Genomic DNA, 17,305 nt, shown 5'->3' with positions numbered 1-17,305 from the left:
CTGTTAATCTGTTAATTTTATTATGCGAATGGCGTCTGGAGGAATGGTAATGCCGACACGGTCTCCGTCATCCCATACATCATTCGTATCTACAAACACATTCTCGTCCCAATCGGAAAGCACGGTCAGATGATAATGGTCTCCTTTGTAAAGGATGAATTTCACCTCACCCGTCAATGTTCCGTCTTCTTCATTGTCTTGAAGAATCACTTTATCAAAATCCACTTCTACCCTGACACCGGCATCAGGCTCTATTCCTTGCACCGGAAGGCATTCGAAATGGCAACCCAGAAATTCCACATGGGAGGCATCCTGCATTTTCCCTTCAAACGTATTGCAAATACGCTCTTTCTTCATTATATGAATATCAAACGGTTTTACCAGTAACCCGACTTCAGCGCCGACCTCAAAATGATGGTAGTCCTGTACAAGGAATTCGTATCCTCCGCAAAGTACGGTCATCTCATAATGTACTCCTTTGAATATCGAGGTCTGTACCGTCCCTACCAATTGCGCCAAGTCTGAAACGGGAAAAATATAAAGGTCTTCCGGACGAATGACTACATCTACCGGAACGTTCTCACCGAAGCCTTCGTCTACACATTCGAATTCCGTACCGCAGAAACGGACCAGCTTGTCACGGACCATCGTTCCGTTCAGTATATTGCTTTCTCCGATAAAATCGGCGACAAATGAATTGATGGGTTCGTTATAAATATCAATCGGCGTACCGATTTGCTGAATTTTTCCTTCACTCATCACGACAATGGTATCGCTCAAAGTCAAAGCTTCTTCCTGATCGTGGGTCACATATACGAAGGTTATTCCCAATGATTTATGCATTTCCTTGAGCTCCATCTGCATATCTTTGCGCATCTTCAAATCGAGTGCCGCCAACGGTTCATCCAACAATAGTACTTCCGGCTCATTGACAATGGCTCTCGCGATTGCCACCCGTTGCTGCTGGCCTCCGGAAAGAGAATCCACATCACGGTATTCGTAGTCTGTCATGCCTACCATTTTCAAGGCTGCTTTCACTTTTTTCTCAATGGCTTGCTTCGGTGTCTTTTTCAATTTCAGGCCAAATGCGATATTGTCGTACACATTCAAGTGCGGGAACAGGGCATATTTCTGGAATACCGTATTCACCGGGCGCTTGTGGGGAGGGGTTTGTGTTATTTCCATCCCCGAAATTCGGATTTCACCTTCCGAAGCTGTCTGAAAACCTGCAATGAGACGCAACAATGTGGTTTTACCGCAACCGGAGGGTCCAAGTATCGTGACAAATTCCCCCTTTTTTACATTCAGAGTCACATCATCCAATGCTGTTTTTTCGCCAAAATACTTCGATACATGGCTCACCTCAATAATGGATTTATCTTCTTGCATATTCATACTAAAGTTTGGGTTGCAAAGGTACACATTTCTGCGGTTTCCACCTACGTGTTAATCTAATATAACAGAGTTTTTCAACATCAGACAGAAAAAAAATCTATCTTTGCATAAATATTTATTCACTAATTTTACAAAAGCATGAAAAAGTTAACTTATTTAGTTATTGCAACAGCAGCGTTGGGCATGGCAGCATGTACTGGCAATAAGCCCGGATACGTTGTCACAGGTACGGTAGAAGGTGCGAGCGATGGTGACACCGTTTACCTTCAGGAAGCCAATGGGAGAAATCTGATTAAACTCGATACAGCCGTTATCACCAAAGGTTCTTTCACCTTTAAAGGCGCACAAGATTCTACGGTTAACCGTTACATCACGTGTGAAGTGGACGGAGAGCCTTTAATGATTGATTTCTTTCTGGAAAACGGGAAAATCAACATCGCTCTAACCAAGGGTAACGATTCTGCTACAGGTACTGCAAATAACGATGCATACCAAGAAATCAGGACTCAAATCAATGATATCAGCCAAAAAATGAACGCCATCTATGAGGCGATGGGAGACAGCTCTTTGAGCGATGAGCAGAAAGAGGCCAAACAAAAGGAAGGAGCGCAACTGGAAGAACAGTACGATAAAGTCATCAAGGAAGGCGTACAAAAAAACATAACGAATCCGGTAGGTGTATTTTTGTTCAAACAAACTTTCTACAATAATTCCACTGCAGAAAACGAGGCTTTATTGCAACAAGTTCCGGCTAACTTCCAGAATGATGAGACAATCGTGAGAATCAAAGAACTGACCGAAAAACAGAAAAAAACGGCAGTAGGAACTAAGTTTGTCGATTTCGAAATGCAGAACCCGGAAGGAAAAACCGTTAAATTGTCCGATTACGCAGGTAAAGGCAAAGTCGTGCTGGTTGACTTCTGGGCTAGCTGGTGCGGTCCCTGTCGCCGCGAAATGCCTAACTTGGTGGAAGCTTACGCGAAATACAAAGGCGATAAGTTCGAAATCGTAGGCGTTTCTCTGGACCAGGATGGCGCAGCATGGAAAGAGGCTATCAAGAAACTGAACATGACTTGGCCGCAAATGTCCGATTTAAAATTCTGGCAAAGCGAAGGCGCACAACTTTACGCTGTCAACAGTATTCCACACACGGTATTGATTGACGGTGAAGGTACTATCATTGCACGCGGCCTTCATGGAGAAGAACTTCAAACGCAGATAGCTGAAGCCATAAAATGAGGCTATTAAATGAAGTAACGAAATAAAACAAAATAAGGAATAACTTTTTTGCTCGATTCAGATTGAAATAGCCAGTAGAGATATTTCTCATCAAGATAGATAAAAAATATCTCACTTTTCTAATCTATCCAAGAGAGAGCCAGTAAATTCCGCATTCTACAAATTCAATGAAGAGTAAGTTTACCTTTTCCACGGGAATTTACTCTTCATTTTTATTTTTCCTCCATTTTTAGGCAAGAAGATTCAGGGGATAATTTAGGATAGATATCCCAAATATCCAATAAATAAAAAAGCTATCCTAAAACAGAAAGAATAAAAATTGAACGTTGAACCTCTTATGGATTAAAACTCCAATAGTAAAAATACTCCTGTTCTTATCTTGTATTCTGATGAATAAAAGTCCCCAATAGCATTTTATATCAAAGCTTAAAATTATATGAGATTATCCTATCTTTGCCAGATAGAAAAATGGAACAGTCTCTTCTTTGTATATTTCCAAGGATATTCATAAAACAAAAAACATAGGGAGTGTTCAAAACCCATCCTTAGAGGAGATAAACTTTTAATCTGGAACTTGACACCGACAGGAAACGGGTCATCCACTCACGCTCTTCAGGAAGAAACCCGCTGTTCTTGGCATTCCGGACAGGGTCATAATAGCAATAAAAAAAAAGAGCTGCATCATTACTCAAAAATAAACCTGATGCGGTCCCTTTTAATGTTTGTATGTCACAATCTGTAATTTCCCCGTGTACTCATTTTAGTTTTGACATATCCTCTTTTGTATCTTTAAACAATTTCCTCCTTCAAATACGGTTTGACAATCCTACCGGAAGTAATTCAAAACAAAAGACACATGGTGAAGATAAAAAACGGGGATGTCAAAATTCAATTTTAGAGGAAATGAACTTTTTATCGGAAACCTGGCACTTTTCATCAGAAACTCGACACTCTCCATCGGAAACTCGACACTCTTCATCAGAAACTCGATACTCTCCATCGGAAACTTGGCATTCTTCATCGGAAATAAAAAGACCGTCTGAGTAATGATACGGCTATTTTTATATTTATCAGTTAGAATCTGTAACTGTTCCGAGTGTTCATCTTAGTTTCGACACACTCCCCTCATTTAAAGTTACATTCTATAAACCGATAAAGGAATATCATCAATGAACGTGCAGTTATTATTTCTCCCGTCAGAGAATAAGTATTATTTCACCCTCACATTTTAAGCTGTTAGTAACAGCAAAGGGCTGTCCGATTTTTGAATTGCTTCCCAAAAGTTCTATGTCTAACTTTTTGGGAAGCAGTTCATTTCCGGACAGCCCCTTTCGATATAGCAAAAGTAAGGAAGAAATACTCCCCCACCTTTAATTACTTAGACGAACCAACGCACATAACAGAAATCCTGACGATGCGGAAGTTCCGGATTTTTCGGGAACATACGGTAAGAAACCTTAAAGCTACCCGCATTCGACAAGCTATGCTTAACCTGGAACGTATATAAATCGCCTTCTCTCTTAATCACATTAAACGGTTCTACCGAATAAATATGCTGTTTACCGTCGACCGTCGTATAAGTAGTTACCAGTTCGAGTCCTACAGCGTCATTCAAACCTTTTTCATCAATTACATAAGTGATGGTATATTCTTTTCCGCTTTCGATATCACCTTTCTGCAATTCTTCAACCTTGTCGCAAGACACGATTTCAATAGAATCCCACTTGGAAACGACTTCTTCCTTCCAAGCTGCAATTTCCTTGGCTTTCGCATTATCGTTAGCCGCCAAAGCATGGAAACGTTTCGCCTGCTTGATATAGAACTTATTATAGTAGTCATCCAACTGACGCTTCATCGTATAGTGAGGAGCAATCTGGGCAATAGAATTCTTTATTACCTTAATCCATCCTTCAGAATATCCCTTCTTGTTACGGGCATAATACAACGGCAGGATTTCAGTTTCAAGGATACTATAAATAGTAGCGGCATCCAATTGGTCCTGATGTTCCTGGTTTTGGTAAGTACGTTTTTCCGTCAACGCCCAACCTGCACCTTCACGGTAACCTTCCAGCCACCATCCGTCTAACACCGAGAAGTTGACAACACCATTCATCAGTGCTTTTTCACCGGACGTACCGGAAGCTTCCAACGGACGGGTCGGAGTATTCAACCAAATATCAACGCCAGAAACCAGACGACGTGCCAACTGCATATCGTAGTTCTCAAGGAAGATAATCTTACCCAAGAATTCCGGACGGCGAGAAACTTCGATAATGCGTTTAATCAACCCCTGCCCTGCACCATCATGCGGGTGAGCCTTGCCTGTGAACAAGAACTGCACCGGATAATCCGGGTTATTGACAATCTTAGAAAGACGTTCCAAATCGGTAAACAGCAAATGGGCACGTTTGTAAGTGGCAAAACGGCGACCGAAACCTATCAACAATGCATTCGGATTAATCTTATCCATCAGCGAAACGATACGTGAAGGATCTCCCTGATTCTTCAACCAAGTATCACGGAATGACTTGCGGATATAATCGACAAGCTTGTTTTTCATCGTCATGCGAGTCTTCCAAATCTCTTCATCGGGCACATTATAGATTGCCTCCCAAATCTTGGGATTGGACTGGTCATACCAGAAATTCTCGTTGAAGTATTTAAAGTACAGTTGTTTCCATTCCGTTGCACTCCAAGTGGGGAAATGCACACCGTTAGTTACATAACCCACATGCATTTCTTCGGGGAAATAACCTTTCCAGATAGTAGAGAACATTTCCTGAGAAACTTTTCCGTGCAACCAGCTTACACCGTTTACTTCCTGTGAAGTGTTGCAAGCAAAAACAGACATACAGAAACGTTCCCCCTTATCACCCGGATTATTACGTCCGAGGTCCATCAGGTCATCCCAAGTGATACCCATCTTAGCCGGGTAACCGCCCATATATTTGCCAAACAAACCTTCGTCAAAATAGTCATGGCCGGCAGGAACCGGAGTATGAACCGTATAAAGAGAAGAGGCACGAACCAGCTCGATAGCCTGGTCGTATGTCAAACCTGTAGCTACATAATCACAGATACGCTGAACATTGATTAATGCGGCATGTCCTTCGTTGCAGTGGTAAATATCTTTCTTGATACCCAACGCTTTCAATGTCAGGATACCGCCTATGCCCAACAAAATTTCCTGCTTCAAACGGTTTTCCCAGTCACCGCCGTAAAGTTGGTGGGTAATAGGACGGTCGAATTCACTGTTCATCTCATTATCAGTATCAAGCAAATACAGGGAAACACGTCCTACGTTGACACGCCATACATTTGCATGTACATAATAATCCAGATAAGGAACATCCACTATCAATGGTTTACCGTTTGCGTCAAGCACACGGTCGAGAGGAAGCTGGCCGAAATTCTGCGCCTCGTAATTGGCAATCTGCTGGCCGTCCATAGACAATGTCTGTGTAAAATAACCGTAACGGTACAAGAAACCGACCGCGCAAAGGTCGACATTGCTATCAGAAGCCTCTTTCAAATAGTCACCGGCCAACACACCCAAACCGCCGGAATATATTTTCAGGACGCTACTCAAACCATACTCCATACTGAAATAGGCCACTGACGGACGTTTGTCGTCCGGTTTCACATCCATATAATCTCTGAATTTTGTATAAACATCATTCATTCTTCTCAGAATCACCTTGTCTTTTGCCAAAGCCTCTAACTTTTCGTAGCTCATGCGCTCCAGCAACAGTACAGGATTCTGCCCGCATTCCTTCCAGAGTTCCGGTTCCAAATCTCTAAACAGCTCTGTTGCTTCAAAGTTCCATGCCCACCAAATGTTACGTGCAATTTCAGACAACTTCTCCAACTCTACCGGTATACGTGATTTCACGTTCACCTCTTTCCAGTTGGGAGTATTCACATTACTAACTTTAATTTTCATAATGTTCTTATTTACTTATTGATGAATAAATTTTTAACTCAACTGACGTTTTCCTGCATTACGCAAAGCGATATCATAGGCTTCATAGTAATATTGTATGAAATGTTTCCATAAAGCCTGTTCCGCCACTTCGGCAGCCCGTTTGCGGATTTCTTTCACCTCCTGCTCCGTCTTATCCGCAAACAGCGTAATCGTATCTTTGATACCATCCGCCACTTCTGAATAATTATAGTCGGAACGATGTAAAACCTCCACCCCGTCATTAATGCCATGCTGGTTTTTCAGGCTGTTTACCCAAAGCCCGAATCCTGCCAAGTCGGTAGTGATTGTCGGTACGCGGAATGCCACACTCTCCAACGGAGTATATCCCCACGGTTCGTAATAAGAAGCATAGACACTCAAATCCTGCCCCAGCAATATATCATAATATTCTTTATTCATGATACCATCACGACCATCCAGATAACAAGGAACAAAAATCACCTTTACCTTATCTTCCGGACGATTGCCCATTCCCAGATATTTCAACATGTCCAACACCTGGTCATGAGTCATATTATGCAGCCAATGAGTGATAAACGGTACTTCGAGGGGAGTGTCGAACTTATCTTTGCTCTTCAAACGTGCCTGCAAATCCTCGCGAGGCTCTCCCACCCAACCGGGTACATTGATGAATGCCAACACATTCTTATGCAGTTTCTTATCCCTGTTCAAGCGGTTTAATGATTCCAAAAAAACATCAATACCTTTATTCTTAAACTCATATCGCCCACTGGTTCCGACAATTAACGTATCATCACCCAGATTTGTTCCCAATAATTTATTGGCAACACTAAGCATCAAGGTACGTGCGCGCTTACGCTTGCCGGTAAACGTGCTTCCTTTCGGCACAAAATCATCTTCAAAACCGTTCATCAAAACAACATCTGCCGGTTTATCCAGTAATTCCTTGCATTCATTATTGGTTATTTCACTCACCGTAGTAAAACAGTCTACATAATGTGCAGTCTGTTTCTCAATCGAGTGTTTCGATTGCATGTTCAGTTCCTGCGCCATCTGGTCGCCATTATAAGCAAACAGATAGTCATACAACGGCTTATTATTGCCGGCAATGGAACGACCGATAGACGTAGCATGGGTCGTAAAAATAGTAGCAACCTCCGGCACAGTTTCCTGTACATAAAGTGCTCCCATTCCAGTCATCCATTCATGTGCCTGATATACCACCTTATCCGTTTCCGTCAGATTGTAGCGATAGAAACTCTCCACCACTCTTCCTGCGGCATAGGAAAACATAGAAGCCTCGTCGTAATCGCCATAGGCGTGCAACGAATCTACTTGATAACGATTCCACATTTCTGTGTATATATCGTCTTTCTTTTCAAAAAAAGGTTGGAAATCAACAAGAATGACTATGGGTTCACCGGGGATATTCCATCGTCCCACACGGACAGAAAGTTCGTCTTTCTCAAGCGCATGCTCTTTCCAGGCAGCACATAGGTTATCCGACTCGATGAATAGAGGGTTTTCTTTTCCTTGCCATACATCAGGACCTATGAAGAAAATTCTGTCGCGGAACTTTTCCTGCAATGTATTTGCCCGTGTCGACAAGACGGTGTATATCCCTCCCACTTTATTACATACTTCCCAGCTGGACTCGAAGATATAATCGGGGGTTAATAAATCTTTTACCATATAATATATTAAAACTCTTTTTAGTATGCGAGTGCAAAAGTACACATTATTCTTTGAAAAATAATACTTTATGCGAAAAATATGAGTTAATAAGAAGAAAGAAACGTTGGACAACCGCGGAAAAAGAGCATCCCCCTATGAATGCAAAGCAGCATCCACAGGGGGATTTGACAGTTTTTTATAGAAAATTTTTCCTTCAAAAAAAATTAAGCAAGCGCACTGCCAATCAAGAAAGTGGCAGCCAATGCCACGATGGCGTAAAGTTCGGGGAATACGGCAAGAATCAGCGTATTGCTAAATACATTATGTCCCTGACCGATAGCAGCGATACCATTCGCACAAACCTGTCCCTGACGAATAGCTGAAAACAATGCGACCAATCCCAAAGCAATACCTGCACCAAGAACGGCCGATGCCTGAATAGCCGTAATTTCCGGAGTCAAAATACCGAAAATCGTCTGGAACATAAAGTAACCCGCAAAACCGTAAAGCCCTTGCGTACCGGGAAGCGCCGTCAATACCAGAAAGTTACCGAATGCACCGTCATTCTTCTTCAATGCGCCGATAGCGGCGTTACCTGCAATAGTCACTCCGTAAGCACTACCAATGCCTGACAAACCAACCATAACCGCGATGCCAATGTAGGCAATAAACAAATTCATTTCCATAATCTTATCTATTTTTTATTATTTAATTCGTAATCTTATTCACAATTCTTTTCATTGCCGGTTACCCAGCCGGCAATTACGCTTTTTTAAACGGCCTGTACTCCTTGCCCCCTCCTTCATAACCGGAATTCTTAAAGAACTCAACAAAAGTCAGACGCATAGGATGAACCATCGCCCCCAATACATTCATAAAGATATTGATAGCATGGCCGATTACAAAAATCAGCACCATCACAACAGGTCCCGCAATTACATTATCCGGGCTCATGCCTACTGCCAGACTGTTGAACACTCCCGCAAGAATCCCGCCTGAAAGGCCGAGAGCAAACAAGCGGACGTATGACAACACATCACCCAGCAAACCGGTAGCCATATTATAAGAATCCCATAACCCCAGCCCGATATTCAGGAAAACATTTTTTCCCGGACTGTTGAAAAGGAAAATCATAATGCCGGAAACAGCCAGAATTACCAGATGTACCGTCCCACCCATAGGCATCACCTCCGGCAATAAAGCCGAAACAGCCATAGAAACCAACAGGACAATCCATCCGATTGTCGCAATAGCATATTTGAAGCCGAACTGAATCGTCTGATTGACAGCCTTCAATACCATACCGAATAAAATCTGGACAGCTCCCAAAATCAATGACAGCCGGAACATGTCATTGTTATCCATCAGAACCGCATGTTTCAGGCGCTGAACGACAGGCCAATCCAAATCATAGATATTTGCACCAAAGAAAGTCCCGGTCAGCAACCCGCAGAAAAACGTCGAAGCGGCTAATACCTGTATCAAAGACAAAATCGATTTCATCGAAGCAGTCACCTTCTTTGCAATCAGACGGTAGGCCGTAGCCCCAAGAAAAAGGAATAACCCGTAGCCCGAATCTCCCAGGCAAAGCCCGAAGAAAATCATGAAGAACGGAGCAAAGAAAGGCGTCAAGTCCAACTCATTATACTTCGGAAGCATATACAACTTACAGATAGGCTCAAACCAGGCAAAGAATCCCTTGTTATTCAATTGAATAGGAACATTATCCCCCGGAACCGGGTCTGCAATCTCATAATATACATGTGAGTCATTCAGGTAAGCCTCTATCTCCAATTCACTGGAAGCAGGAGCCCATCCCTCAATCAACATCAACTTATCGCCGGCAGTATGTTCCGTGCTTAATACCACTTTCGAAAACTCAATCTTGCTTTGAAGTTCTTTCAAAGCAGCCTTCAAGGAAGGAATCTCCGTTTCAGAAAGCGACACAAGCCTCTTCTCATTTTCTTCAAGAGCCTGCTTCGCCGCATCATGCAATGTTTCAAGATGCGCCAAAGAATAAACCGGAAGTTTTGCCTGCTCCACATCCAAATCGACCTCCCGGTCCTCCTTCGTCACAGTCACAAAAAATACTTTAGAAGAAATGCGGTTCACAATCATCGCATCGTATTCCGTTTCCCATTCCTCCTTATAATTACCTTCCGAACAACTGTAAAAACCGATTATATAACCGGCATCTCTCAACTTCCGGATATCGGCAGGTTCAAAATTCCCCCATACCTGCAAAGCCTCCTTTTCCTTGGCATAGCTTTGCAACTGTTGGGACAACCTTCCATGTTCTACCTGTAAGACATCCACTTCTTCCAACACTTGCAATCCGCGTGCCGCCGTTCCTCCTTCTTTGACAATCGTCACATCCTTTTCATGTTTCTGATTCTGAAGTAATTTCAAAGTAGATGCCAAACGGGCGGAAAGCCGGATATTTTCCTGCAATTCCGTATCATCGACCGCACCCTGTTGTCTTTCCACAATGTGGACCACCCCAAGTTCACGCAGACTGTTCAGGAATCCTTCATACTCCTTATGATAAACCAGGAACGTAAGTTTCTTCATTTTCGTAATCATGCCTCTACCTCCTTCCTTTTTTCTTGATGAGACTTCATGATTTTCTGCGAAGACTTCGATAAATTCTCTTCATCCTCCATGAATCGTTTTATCTTTCGCAAAGCATCCTGATAGCCCGGTATCTGCACCTTCTCAAAAAGATTCACCTTTTGAGTGGTCTTCTTCCTCGCATGTTCCAACAAGTTCAGCTTGGCAAGCATAAATTCACGTTCAATTGCCGTATGCGCCAGCTCTTCCAACAGATGGATACCGTCAGCATACCACTTGGGAGCATTAAACATACTGTACGGACGTATCTCGAATTCTACATTCTCAAGTAACGGAACGCGCACACCTGCAATCTTTCTCACGCCAAGATGAACATCATTCACCTTTATCAATGAAGCGTCAAACTCATTCCAAAGGGCAAACATGGCTTCATAAGCTTGAATCTGCCGTTCAAGCCTATCCTCCAAATCAGCCGCTTCCGTTTTACAGCGTTTCACTTCCATGCGGAGAGCGCTTTCCTTATTCTTAATGATAGGAAGCGTACGCACCCGCACTTTCAGTTGCTTTTCGAGCTGCTGAAGAGAGGTTTTGTTATATTGAAACTTTATAGCCACGATGTTCAATTAAAATTATAAATTAAAAATCATATCTCGGTTATATCAATAAAATCAAATCCGCGCATTTTCAAATTCCATTCTTTACGATTGGCCCAAGCAACTTACCCAGAACCTTACATTCTTCACCTCTGTTTCCGACGATATCGGAAACTTTCCCAATCCGTATTCCAAACCCCACAACCCTTGTACCAACCGCATTATCTGTTCTCAAAGCGCAGCCTTTAATCTTGATTATTAATTTGCCGGCCAATATTGGTCAACAAGTTCCTTCTTGATATTCACCTCCTCCGGACGGAAATATTTACCGAACAAACCCCAGGCAACGTCCAGCATCTCAGTAGTATCAAGATTGACATCAATAGCTAACAACTGATTGGAATAATCCTTCGCAAAAGCCAACGTACGTTCGTCATAATTTGTCAGGTCAAAACCATTCTCCATCTTCGTCTTAGCGTTAGCGGCATCGGCATACAGACGTACAGCGGCATTCATCACTTGCGGATGGTCCTTACGTGTCTTCTTACCGGTTACCAGCTGTTTCAAACGAGACAATGAACGGAACGGGTCAACAATTACCTTACCGATATCACTATCACGACGCAGGAACAACTGACCTTCAGTGATGTAACCCGTATTATCAGGTACAGCATGCGTAATATCTCCACCAGACAAAGTAGTCACCGCAATAATAGTGATTGAACCACCGGAAGGGAACTGCACCGCCTTTTCGTAAATCTTTGCCAAATCCGAGTAAAGCGATCCCGGCATAGAGTCTTTCGAAGGAATCTGGTCCATACGGTTAGATACAATTGCCAACGCATCCGCATAGCTCGTCATATCCGTCAATAGCACCAGCACTTTCTCATTATTATTTACTGCAAAATACTCTGCAGCAGTCAATGCCATGTCCGGAATCAACAAACGTTCTACCGGAGGATTTTCGGTCGTATTCATGAAACTCACGATACGGTCCAGCGCACCTGCATTAGAGAACACATTCTTAAAGTACAGGTAGTCGTCATTCGTCATACCCATACCTCCGAGGATAATCTTATCCGTTTCAGCACGTAAGGCTACATTTGCCATTACCTGATTAAAAGGCTGGTCGGGGTCGGCAAAGAACGGAATCTTCTGACCCGATACCAGTGTATTGTTCAAGTCGATACCGGCAATACCCGTTGCAATCAGTTCCGACGGCTGTTTACGTCGAACCGGGTTCACAGACGGACCGCCAATTTCCACTTCCTGTCCTTCAATGTCCGGACCTCCATCAATCGGATCACCGAAAGCGTTGAAGAAACGTCCGGCCAGCTGCTCACTCACTTTCAATGTAGGCGATTTGCCGAGGAATACTACTTCGGCATTGGTCGGAATACCCTCCGTACCTTCAAATACCTGCAAAGTGACATCGTCACCGGCAATCTTAACCACCTGTGCCAGTTTACCGTCCACAGTGGCAAGCTCGTCATACCCTACTCCTGTCGCTTTCAGCGAACAAGTAGCCTTGGTAATCTGAGTAATCTTGGTATATATCTTTTGAAAAGCTTTTGTTGCCATCTATATATTTACAATTTAGCTATTTACAATTTATTATCTATAATACTTCTCTCAGCAATCAGTTCCTTCAATTGCTGCCGGAACCCTTCGTATTGTTCGGATTTGAACTTAGAGTAATTCATCTGCTTGCAGATGTTAATCATCCTCTTAAAATAATCCATAACCTCATTGAAGCTGTCAAATTCAAATTCCGTATGGCAAATATCGATTACCATGTTCAAAATAGCCTCCTGCCGTTCCATCGGAGTCACCGAATCCACCTCATCGAAAGCATCCTGCTGAAGGATAACAAAGTCTATCAGTTCCGATTTCCAGAAAATAACATGATACTCCACAGGCACACCGTCATCTCCCAGAATGTTAATCTGTTCGGCAATCTCCTTGCCACGTTGAAGACGGGTCTTCAGCTCATTCACCTTACCAATCCATTCACCGTTAATATGCTCCTTGATATACTCCTCAAATTCCGGATACTCTATATATTTAGAATAAGAGTCGATAGGATTCACGGCCGGATAACGTTTCTTATCGGCGCGGTCCTGTTCCAAAGCATAAAAGCAACGGGCCACCTTCTTTGTATTTTCCGTCACCGGCTCCTTCAGATTACCGCCGGCAGGCGATACCGTACCGATAAAAGTAATTGACCCCGTTTCACCATTATCAAGCTTTACATAACCCGCACGGCCGTAAAAGTTAGAGATAATAGCCGAAATATCCATAGGAAAAGCATCAGGTCCGGGCAATTCCTCCATACGGTTGGACATTTCACGCAATGCCTGAGCCCAACGGGAAGTCGAGTCCGCCATTAGCAAAACCTTCAATCCCATTGAACGGTAATACTCCGCCAATGTCATCGCCGTATATACGGATGCTTCACGGGCAGCCACCGGCATATTAGAAGTATTGGCAATAATAATCGTACGTTCCATCAACTTACGTCCCGTATGCGGGTCTACCAGTTCGGGAAACTCGGTAAAGATTTCCACAACCTCATTTGCACGTTCACCGCAAGCCGCAATAATAACAATATCCGCTTCCGCCTGTTTGGAAATGGCATGCTGAAGCACCGTCTTTCCCGTACCGAACGGTCCGGGAATAAAGCCCGTACCTCCTTCCACAATAGGATTCAGCGTATCAATCACACGTACACCCGTCTCCAGCAACTTGAAAGGACGCGGTTTCTCTTTATAATTTGTCATGGCGCGTTTCACCGGCCACCTCTGAATCATCGTTACCGGAATATCATTCCCTTCCTCATCCGTCAAGACAGCAATCGTATCTTCTATCTTATAATCGCCCTCCGGCATAATAAGCTTTACGGTAGCATTCCCCTGCAATGTAAACGGAGCCATCATCTTCAACGGCTGGAAATTTTCGTCCACCTGTCCCAGCCATGCAGAAGCTTTCACCTTGTCACCCACATTCACCAACGGGACAAAATGCCATACACGCTCCTTATCCAAAGGATATGTATATTGTCCTCTTTTCAGGAAAACCCCATCCATCTTATCGAGGTCATTTTGCAGACCGTCATAATTTTTCGATAACATACCCGGTCCCAATGTCACTTCAAGCATGTGTCCGGTAAATTCGGCTTCCGCTCCCACTTTCAGTCCGCGGGTACTCTCAAACACCTGAACATACACATGCGAACCTACCACCTTAATCACCTCAGCCATTAACCTGTCACCGCCGGTAGAGATATAACAAATCTCATTTTGAGCCACCGGTCCGTCAACGACGAGGGTCACCATGTTGGCAATAACGCCACTAACAGTTCCTTTTGTTGCCATATATCTTTTTTATTTATTATCTGAATTCTGCGGGAATCTGCACTTCATTCTTCAGCGAATCAATAATGCTTCGGAACAATTGATTTCCTCTTTCCTTATCCAATAAAATCCAACGTTCAATCATTTCTAACTTCAACAAGAAGGCAAAAATACGTTCAATGGTGAAATAATCGAAGAAAATAGCCTCTTCCATCCAATTCCACCGTAAAGCATCCAATTTCTTCTCACGCTCCACCAATTCCGTAATCTCATTAATCTTCACCAGCGATTCGAAGAAATCAACCTCGCCGGACAATCCAAAATCACGGGCGCCGGACGTACGTAATGCCTCACACACTTCCGTATCTCCTACAATATGAGATGCGATATCCCATTTATATTTACGAGCCGTAAATGCAACCAGGATATTATTAACGTTCAAATTGAATTCAAACCAGGAAGCAATGAACTTATTTCCACATTTCATGGCATACTCATAATATAAAGCCGCCAAATAATCCTCCTGCAATATCATACTCTCAGCCGGAGTATTCAGGTAATCGGAAATAAAAACGGATAAATAGGAAGGAAACTCCTTAGGGCTGATTTCCCCGCCCTCTTTCAAAACAGCAATGTATTCAACGAGTTCCGCAGCCGAATAATTCCCCCTTCCATCAGTTTCCGCCTCCTTATCCTTAAGGAGTCTCAACACGTTAGCATTGTCAAACTTCAGATAGAACAAATCAATCAACCTTCGGTCCGAAGCAGACAATCCGCCGTAAACCTCAGTTTTAAAATCAGCCACCGTATAGCTCAGCTTACTGTCCTCCAGGGTGAGTTCCGGTAAACCGGCTACCAAGTAATAGTATTTACTACTCATAGTCGCTTCTTTTAAAATAGCATTTCTACCAATTGAGGCCGCAAAAATGCTTTGAAATAATTCATGAATTCTTCCTCCCCGAAATTCACTTTATACGAACCGTCCGCCGGAGAAACCGTAAACAAAGTCTTGATACCGTTTACCTGTTGAATAGTCACGCCATTGTCCAATAAAGCCTTTGCATGAGCTGCAAAATATTTTTTAAGTGATTCCGCATCAGCCGTTGAAATAACGACAGGCTCGTCCACACTCCATTTCGAAGCCAAAGCAACAATAAATGCATTCAGATAATCCTTATCCTGAACAAACTCCTTCACGGAAGCGGTTACCAACTTATCAGTCATCATAGTGGCAATCTCAGACTTGAGTGCATTGACAGCCTGACCGGAAAATAATTTTAACTCTGATTTTGTATTCTCTGCCAGTTCATCAGCAGATTTACGAGAGGCCGCAATGATTGAGTCAGCTTCTTTACGGGCATCCTCAATAATTTTTTTTGCCTCCTCCTGAGCGTTTGCGATAAGTCTTTGCGCTTCTTCATTTCCTTTTTCCACGCCTTCACGATAAATCTTATCGGTTAACTCTTGAATCTTGTTTTCCATATTAACAGGAGTATTTAGTATTATTACTATTATAATGTGTATCCAAGTTGGATTTTTGCCAAATTTACAAAAATCAATTTGATAAAAAAGAGAAAGACGAAAAGAAAACGATTCCCTTCTTATAAAATCACGTTTTTATATCATTTTTATACCGGTTTTATCACAATAATACTACAAAATAACATTCTGACACTTCCCCCCACAAAAGCTACAGGCTTTTCTCCAGATAAAAAACAAAACAAACATATTGAGAAATTTCCCGGAAAAGCGCAAATAGTCATGAAAACCCAAAAACGGGACAAACTTTAAGACAGTATTCAAAAAAAGTAGCAATAAACAGAAAAGACTTTCTTGCATATCTGACTCTAAGAACCAGATTCTATTTATATATATACGCATTTATTGCATACCGTATCGCTACACATTTAGAGAGATGTTTTATTCGGAACAATACAAAAAGCAATGCATACAAAAGCAAAACACACAGAAAAACAATACGCATAAAAGTGATATACAACACAATCCGTTAAAGTACAAATATCTAACTCTGTAAAAAGTCCAACACAGACTGAATCCCAACTGGATTTCTTCGTATCCCAGCCATAGCTTTAAAAAAGGTTACATGCATATCTTATCGCATACCGTATCGCTGCACATTTAGAGGGATGTTTGAAGAACGATTGTCCGGGCTGTCAGACCTTGTTTCCGGGAGGGGAAGGGGAGGGAATGCCTAACCATACAAAAACGCCGGCCAATTCACAATGCTTCGAGCATGAATTGGCCGGCGTTTTTTTTATTATTTTCCGGTAAAAGAAAGATTCGGTTGCTTCGGTTGTAATCCCTGGAAGGGAAAAATAATAAGGATGCAAACAGAAAAGCATTTCCTGCATATCGGACCCAAAGATTCATTTCCCGGAGCCCCCATCCCGCAAACACACAAAAACAAAAACACAAATACACACAAAAAAGAAATCGAGCCCTCCGGAATCTTATCCCGCAGGGCTCGATAAACATCTGAATTTAAAAAAACGGCAGCTACCTACTCTCCCACT

At 42.7% G+C, this 17,305-nt stretch carries 11 protein-coding genes; 1 reads left to right on the top strand and 10 read right to left on the bottom strand.

What is annotated here, in order from left to right; genetic code table 11:
* Nucleotides 1–3: 3 nt before the first annotated feature.
* A complete protein-coding gene (gene potA / locus Q5076_RS09410; RefSeq protein WP_303012697.1) occupies nucleotides 4–1,395 on the bottom strand; it encodes a polyamine ABC transporter ATP-binding protein in 1,392 nt (463 codons plus the stop codon).
* Nucleotides 1,396–1,533: 138 nt separating this feature from the next.
* Here potA and Q5076_RS09405 point away from each other — a divergent pair, with 138 nt between their 5' ends.
* Complete coding sequence (locus tag Q5076_RS09405) at nucleotides 1,534–2,634, top strand: TlpA disulfide reductase family protein (protein WP_303012696.1); 1,101 nt, start codon at nucleotides 1,534–1,536, stop codon at nucleotides 2,632–2,634.
* A 1,378-nt stretch (nucleotides 2,635–4,012) separates the two neighbouring features.
* Here the strand turns inward: Q5076_RS09405 and Q5076_RS09400 are convergent.
* The 9 genes from Q5076_RS09400 to Q5076_RS09360 all read right to left on the bottom strand — a co-directional run bounded on the left by Q5076_RS09400 (nucleotide 4,013) and on the right by Q5076_RS09360 (nucleotide 16,253).
* Nucleotides 4,013–6,577 carry a glycosyltransferase family 1 protein gene (locus Q5076_RS09400; RefSeq protein WP_303012695.1) on the bottom strand — a complete coding sequence of 855 codons (2,565 nt, stop codon included), beginning with the start codon at nucleotides 6,575–6,577 and terminating at the stop codon, nucleotides 4,013–4,015.
* A gap of 33 nt (nucleotides 6,578–6,610) precedes the next feature.
* Nucleotides 6,611–8,272 (bottom strand): glycogen/starch synthase, encoded by a 1,662-nt coding sequence (locus Q5076_RS09395; protein WP_303012694.1) that lies wholly within the window; start codon nucleotides 8,270–8,272, stop codon nucleotides 6,611–6,613.
* A 206-nt stretch (nucleotides 8,273–8,478) separates the two neighbouring features.
* Entirely contained in the window at nucleotides 8,479–8,940 is a 462-nt protein-coding gene (locus tag Q5076_RS09390; RefSeq protein ID WP_167965939.1) for a V-type ATP synthase subunit K, read from the bottom strand.
* A gap of 76 nt (nucleotides 8,941–9,016) precedes the next feature.
* On the bottom strand, nucleotides 9,017–10,837 hold the full coding sequence (locus tag Q5076_RS09385) for a V-type ATP synthase subunit I (RefSeq protein ID WP_303012692.1): 1,821 nt from the start codon (nucleotides 10,835–10,837) through the stop codon (nucleotides 9,017–9,019).
* Complete coding sequence (locus tag Q5076_RS09380) at nucleotides 10,834–11,439, bottom strand: V-type ATP synthase subunit D (RefSeq protein ID WP_303012690.1); 606 nt, start codon at nucleotides 11,437–11,439, stop codon at nucleotides 10,834–10,836. The genes Q5076_RS09385 and Q5076_RS09380 overlap by 4 nt, the downstream gene beginning before the upstream one ends.
* A gap of 237 nt (nucleotides 11,440–11,676) precedes the next feature.
* Nucleotides 11,677–12,999, bottom strand: a complete 1,323-nt coding sequence (locus Q5076_RS09375) for a V-type ATP synthase subunit B (RefSeq protein ID WP_303012689.1) — start codon at nucleotides 12,997–12,999, stop codon at nucleotides 11,677–11,679.
* Nucleotides 13,000–13,022: 23 nt separating this feature from the next.
* Complete coding sequence (locus Q5076_RS09370; RefSeq protein WP_303012688.1) at nucleotides 13,023–14,792, bottom strand: V-type ATP synthase subunit A; 1,770 nt, start codon at nucleotides 14,790–14,792, stop codon at nucleotides 13,023–13,025.
* 16 nt (nucleotides 14,793–14,808) lie between these two features.
* Nucleotides 14,809–15,651 carry a DUF2764 domain-containing protein gene (locus Q5076_RS09365; protein WP_303012687.1) on the bottom strand — a complete coding sequence of 281 codons (843 nt, stop codon included), beginning with the start codon at nucleotides 15,649–15,651 and terminating at the stop codon, nucleotides 14,809–14,811.
* An 11-nt stretch (nucleotides 15,652–15,662) separates the two neighbouring features.
* Nucleotides 15,663–16,253, bottom strand: coding sequence for a hypothetical protein (locus Q5076_RS09360; RefSeq protein ID WP_303012686.1), 591 nt, complete (start codon nucleotides 16,251–16,253; stop codon nucleotides 15,663–15,665).
* Nucleotides 16,254–17,305 lie beyond the last annotated feature (1,052 nt).

The sequence above is a fragment of the uncultured Bacteroides sp. genome, assembly GCF_958445495.1.
Taxonomy (GTDB): domain Bacteria; phylum Bacteroidota; class Bacteroidia; order Bacteroidales; family Bacteroidaceae; genus Bacteroides.
Note: the sequence above shows the minus strand (reverse complement) of the source record. Positions and strands in the feature narration are given on the sequence as shown.

Coding starts and splice junctions, on each gene's coding strand:
- potA (WP_303012697.1), bottom strand. CDS start 1,395: ATGAATATGCAAGAAGATAAATCCATTATTGAGGTGAGCCATGTATCG.
- Q5076_RS09405 (WP_303012696.1), top strand. CDS start 1,534: ATGAAAAAGTTAACTTATTTAGTTATTGCAACAGCAGCGTTGGGCATG.
- Q5076_RS09400 (WP_303012695.1), bottom strand. CDS start 6,577: ATGAAAATTAAAGTTAGTAATGTGAATACTCCCAACTGGAAAGAGGTG.
- Q5076_RS09395 (WP_303012694.1), bottom strand. CDS start 8,272: ATGGTAAAAGATTTATTAACCCCCGATTATATCTTCGAGTCCAGCTGG.
- Q5076_RS09390 (WP_167965939.1), bottom strand. CDS start 8,940: ATGGAAATGAATTTGTTTATTGCCTACATTGGCATCGCGGTTATGGTT.
- Q5076_RS09385 (WP_303012692.1), bottom strand. CDS start 10,837: ATGATTACGAAAATGAAGAAACTTACGTTCCTGGTTTATCATAAGGAG.
- Q5076_RS09375 (WP_303012689.1), bottom strand. CDS start 12,999: ATGGCAACAAAAGCTTTTCAAAAGATATATACCAAGATTACTCAGATT.
- Q5076_RS09370 (WP_303012688.1), bottom strand. CDS start 14,792: ATGGCAACAAAAGGAACTGTTAGTGGCGTTATTGCCAACATGGTGACC.
- Q5076_RS09365 (WP_303012687.1), bottom strand. CDS start 15,651: ATGAGTAGTAAATACTATTACTTGGTAGCCGGTTTACCGGAACTCACC.
- Q5076_RS09360 (WP_303012686.1), bottom strand. CDS start 16,253: ATGGAAAACAAGATTCAAGAGTTAACCGATAAGATTTATCGTGAAGGC.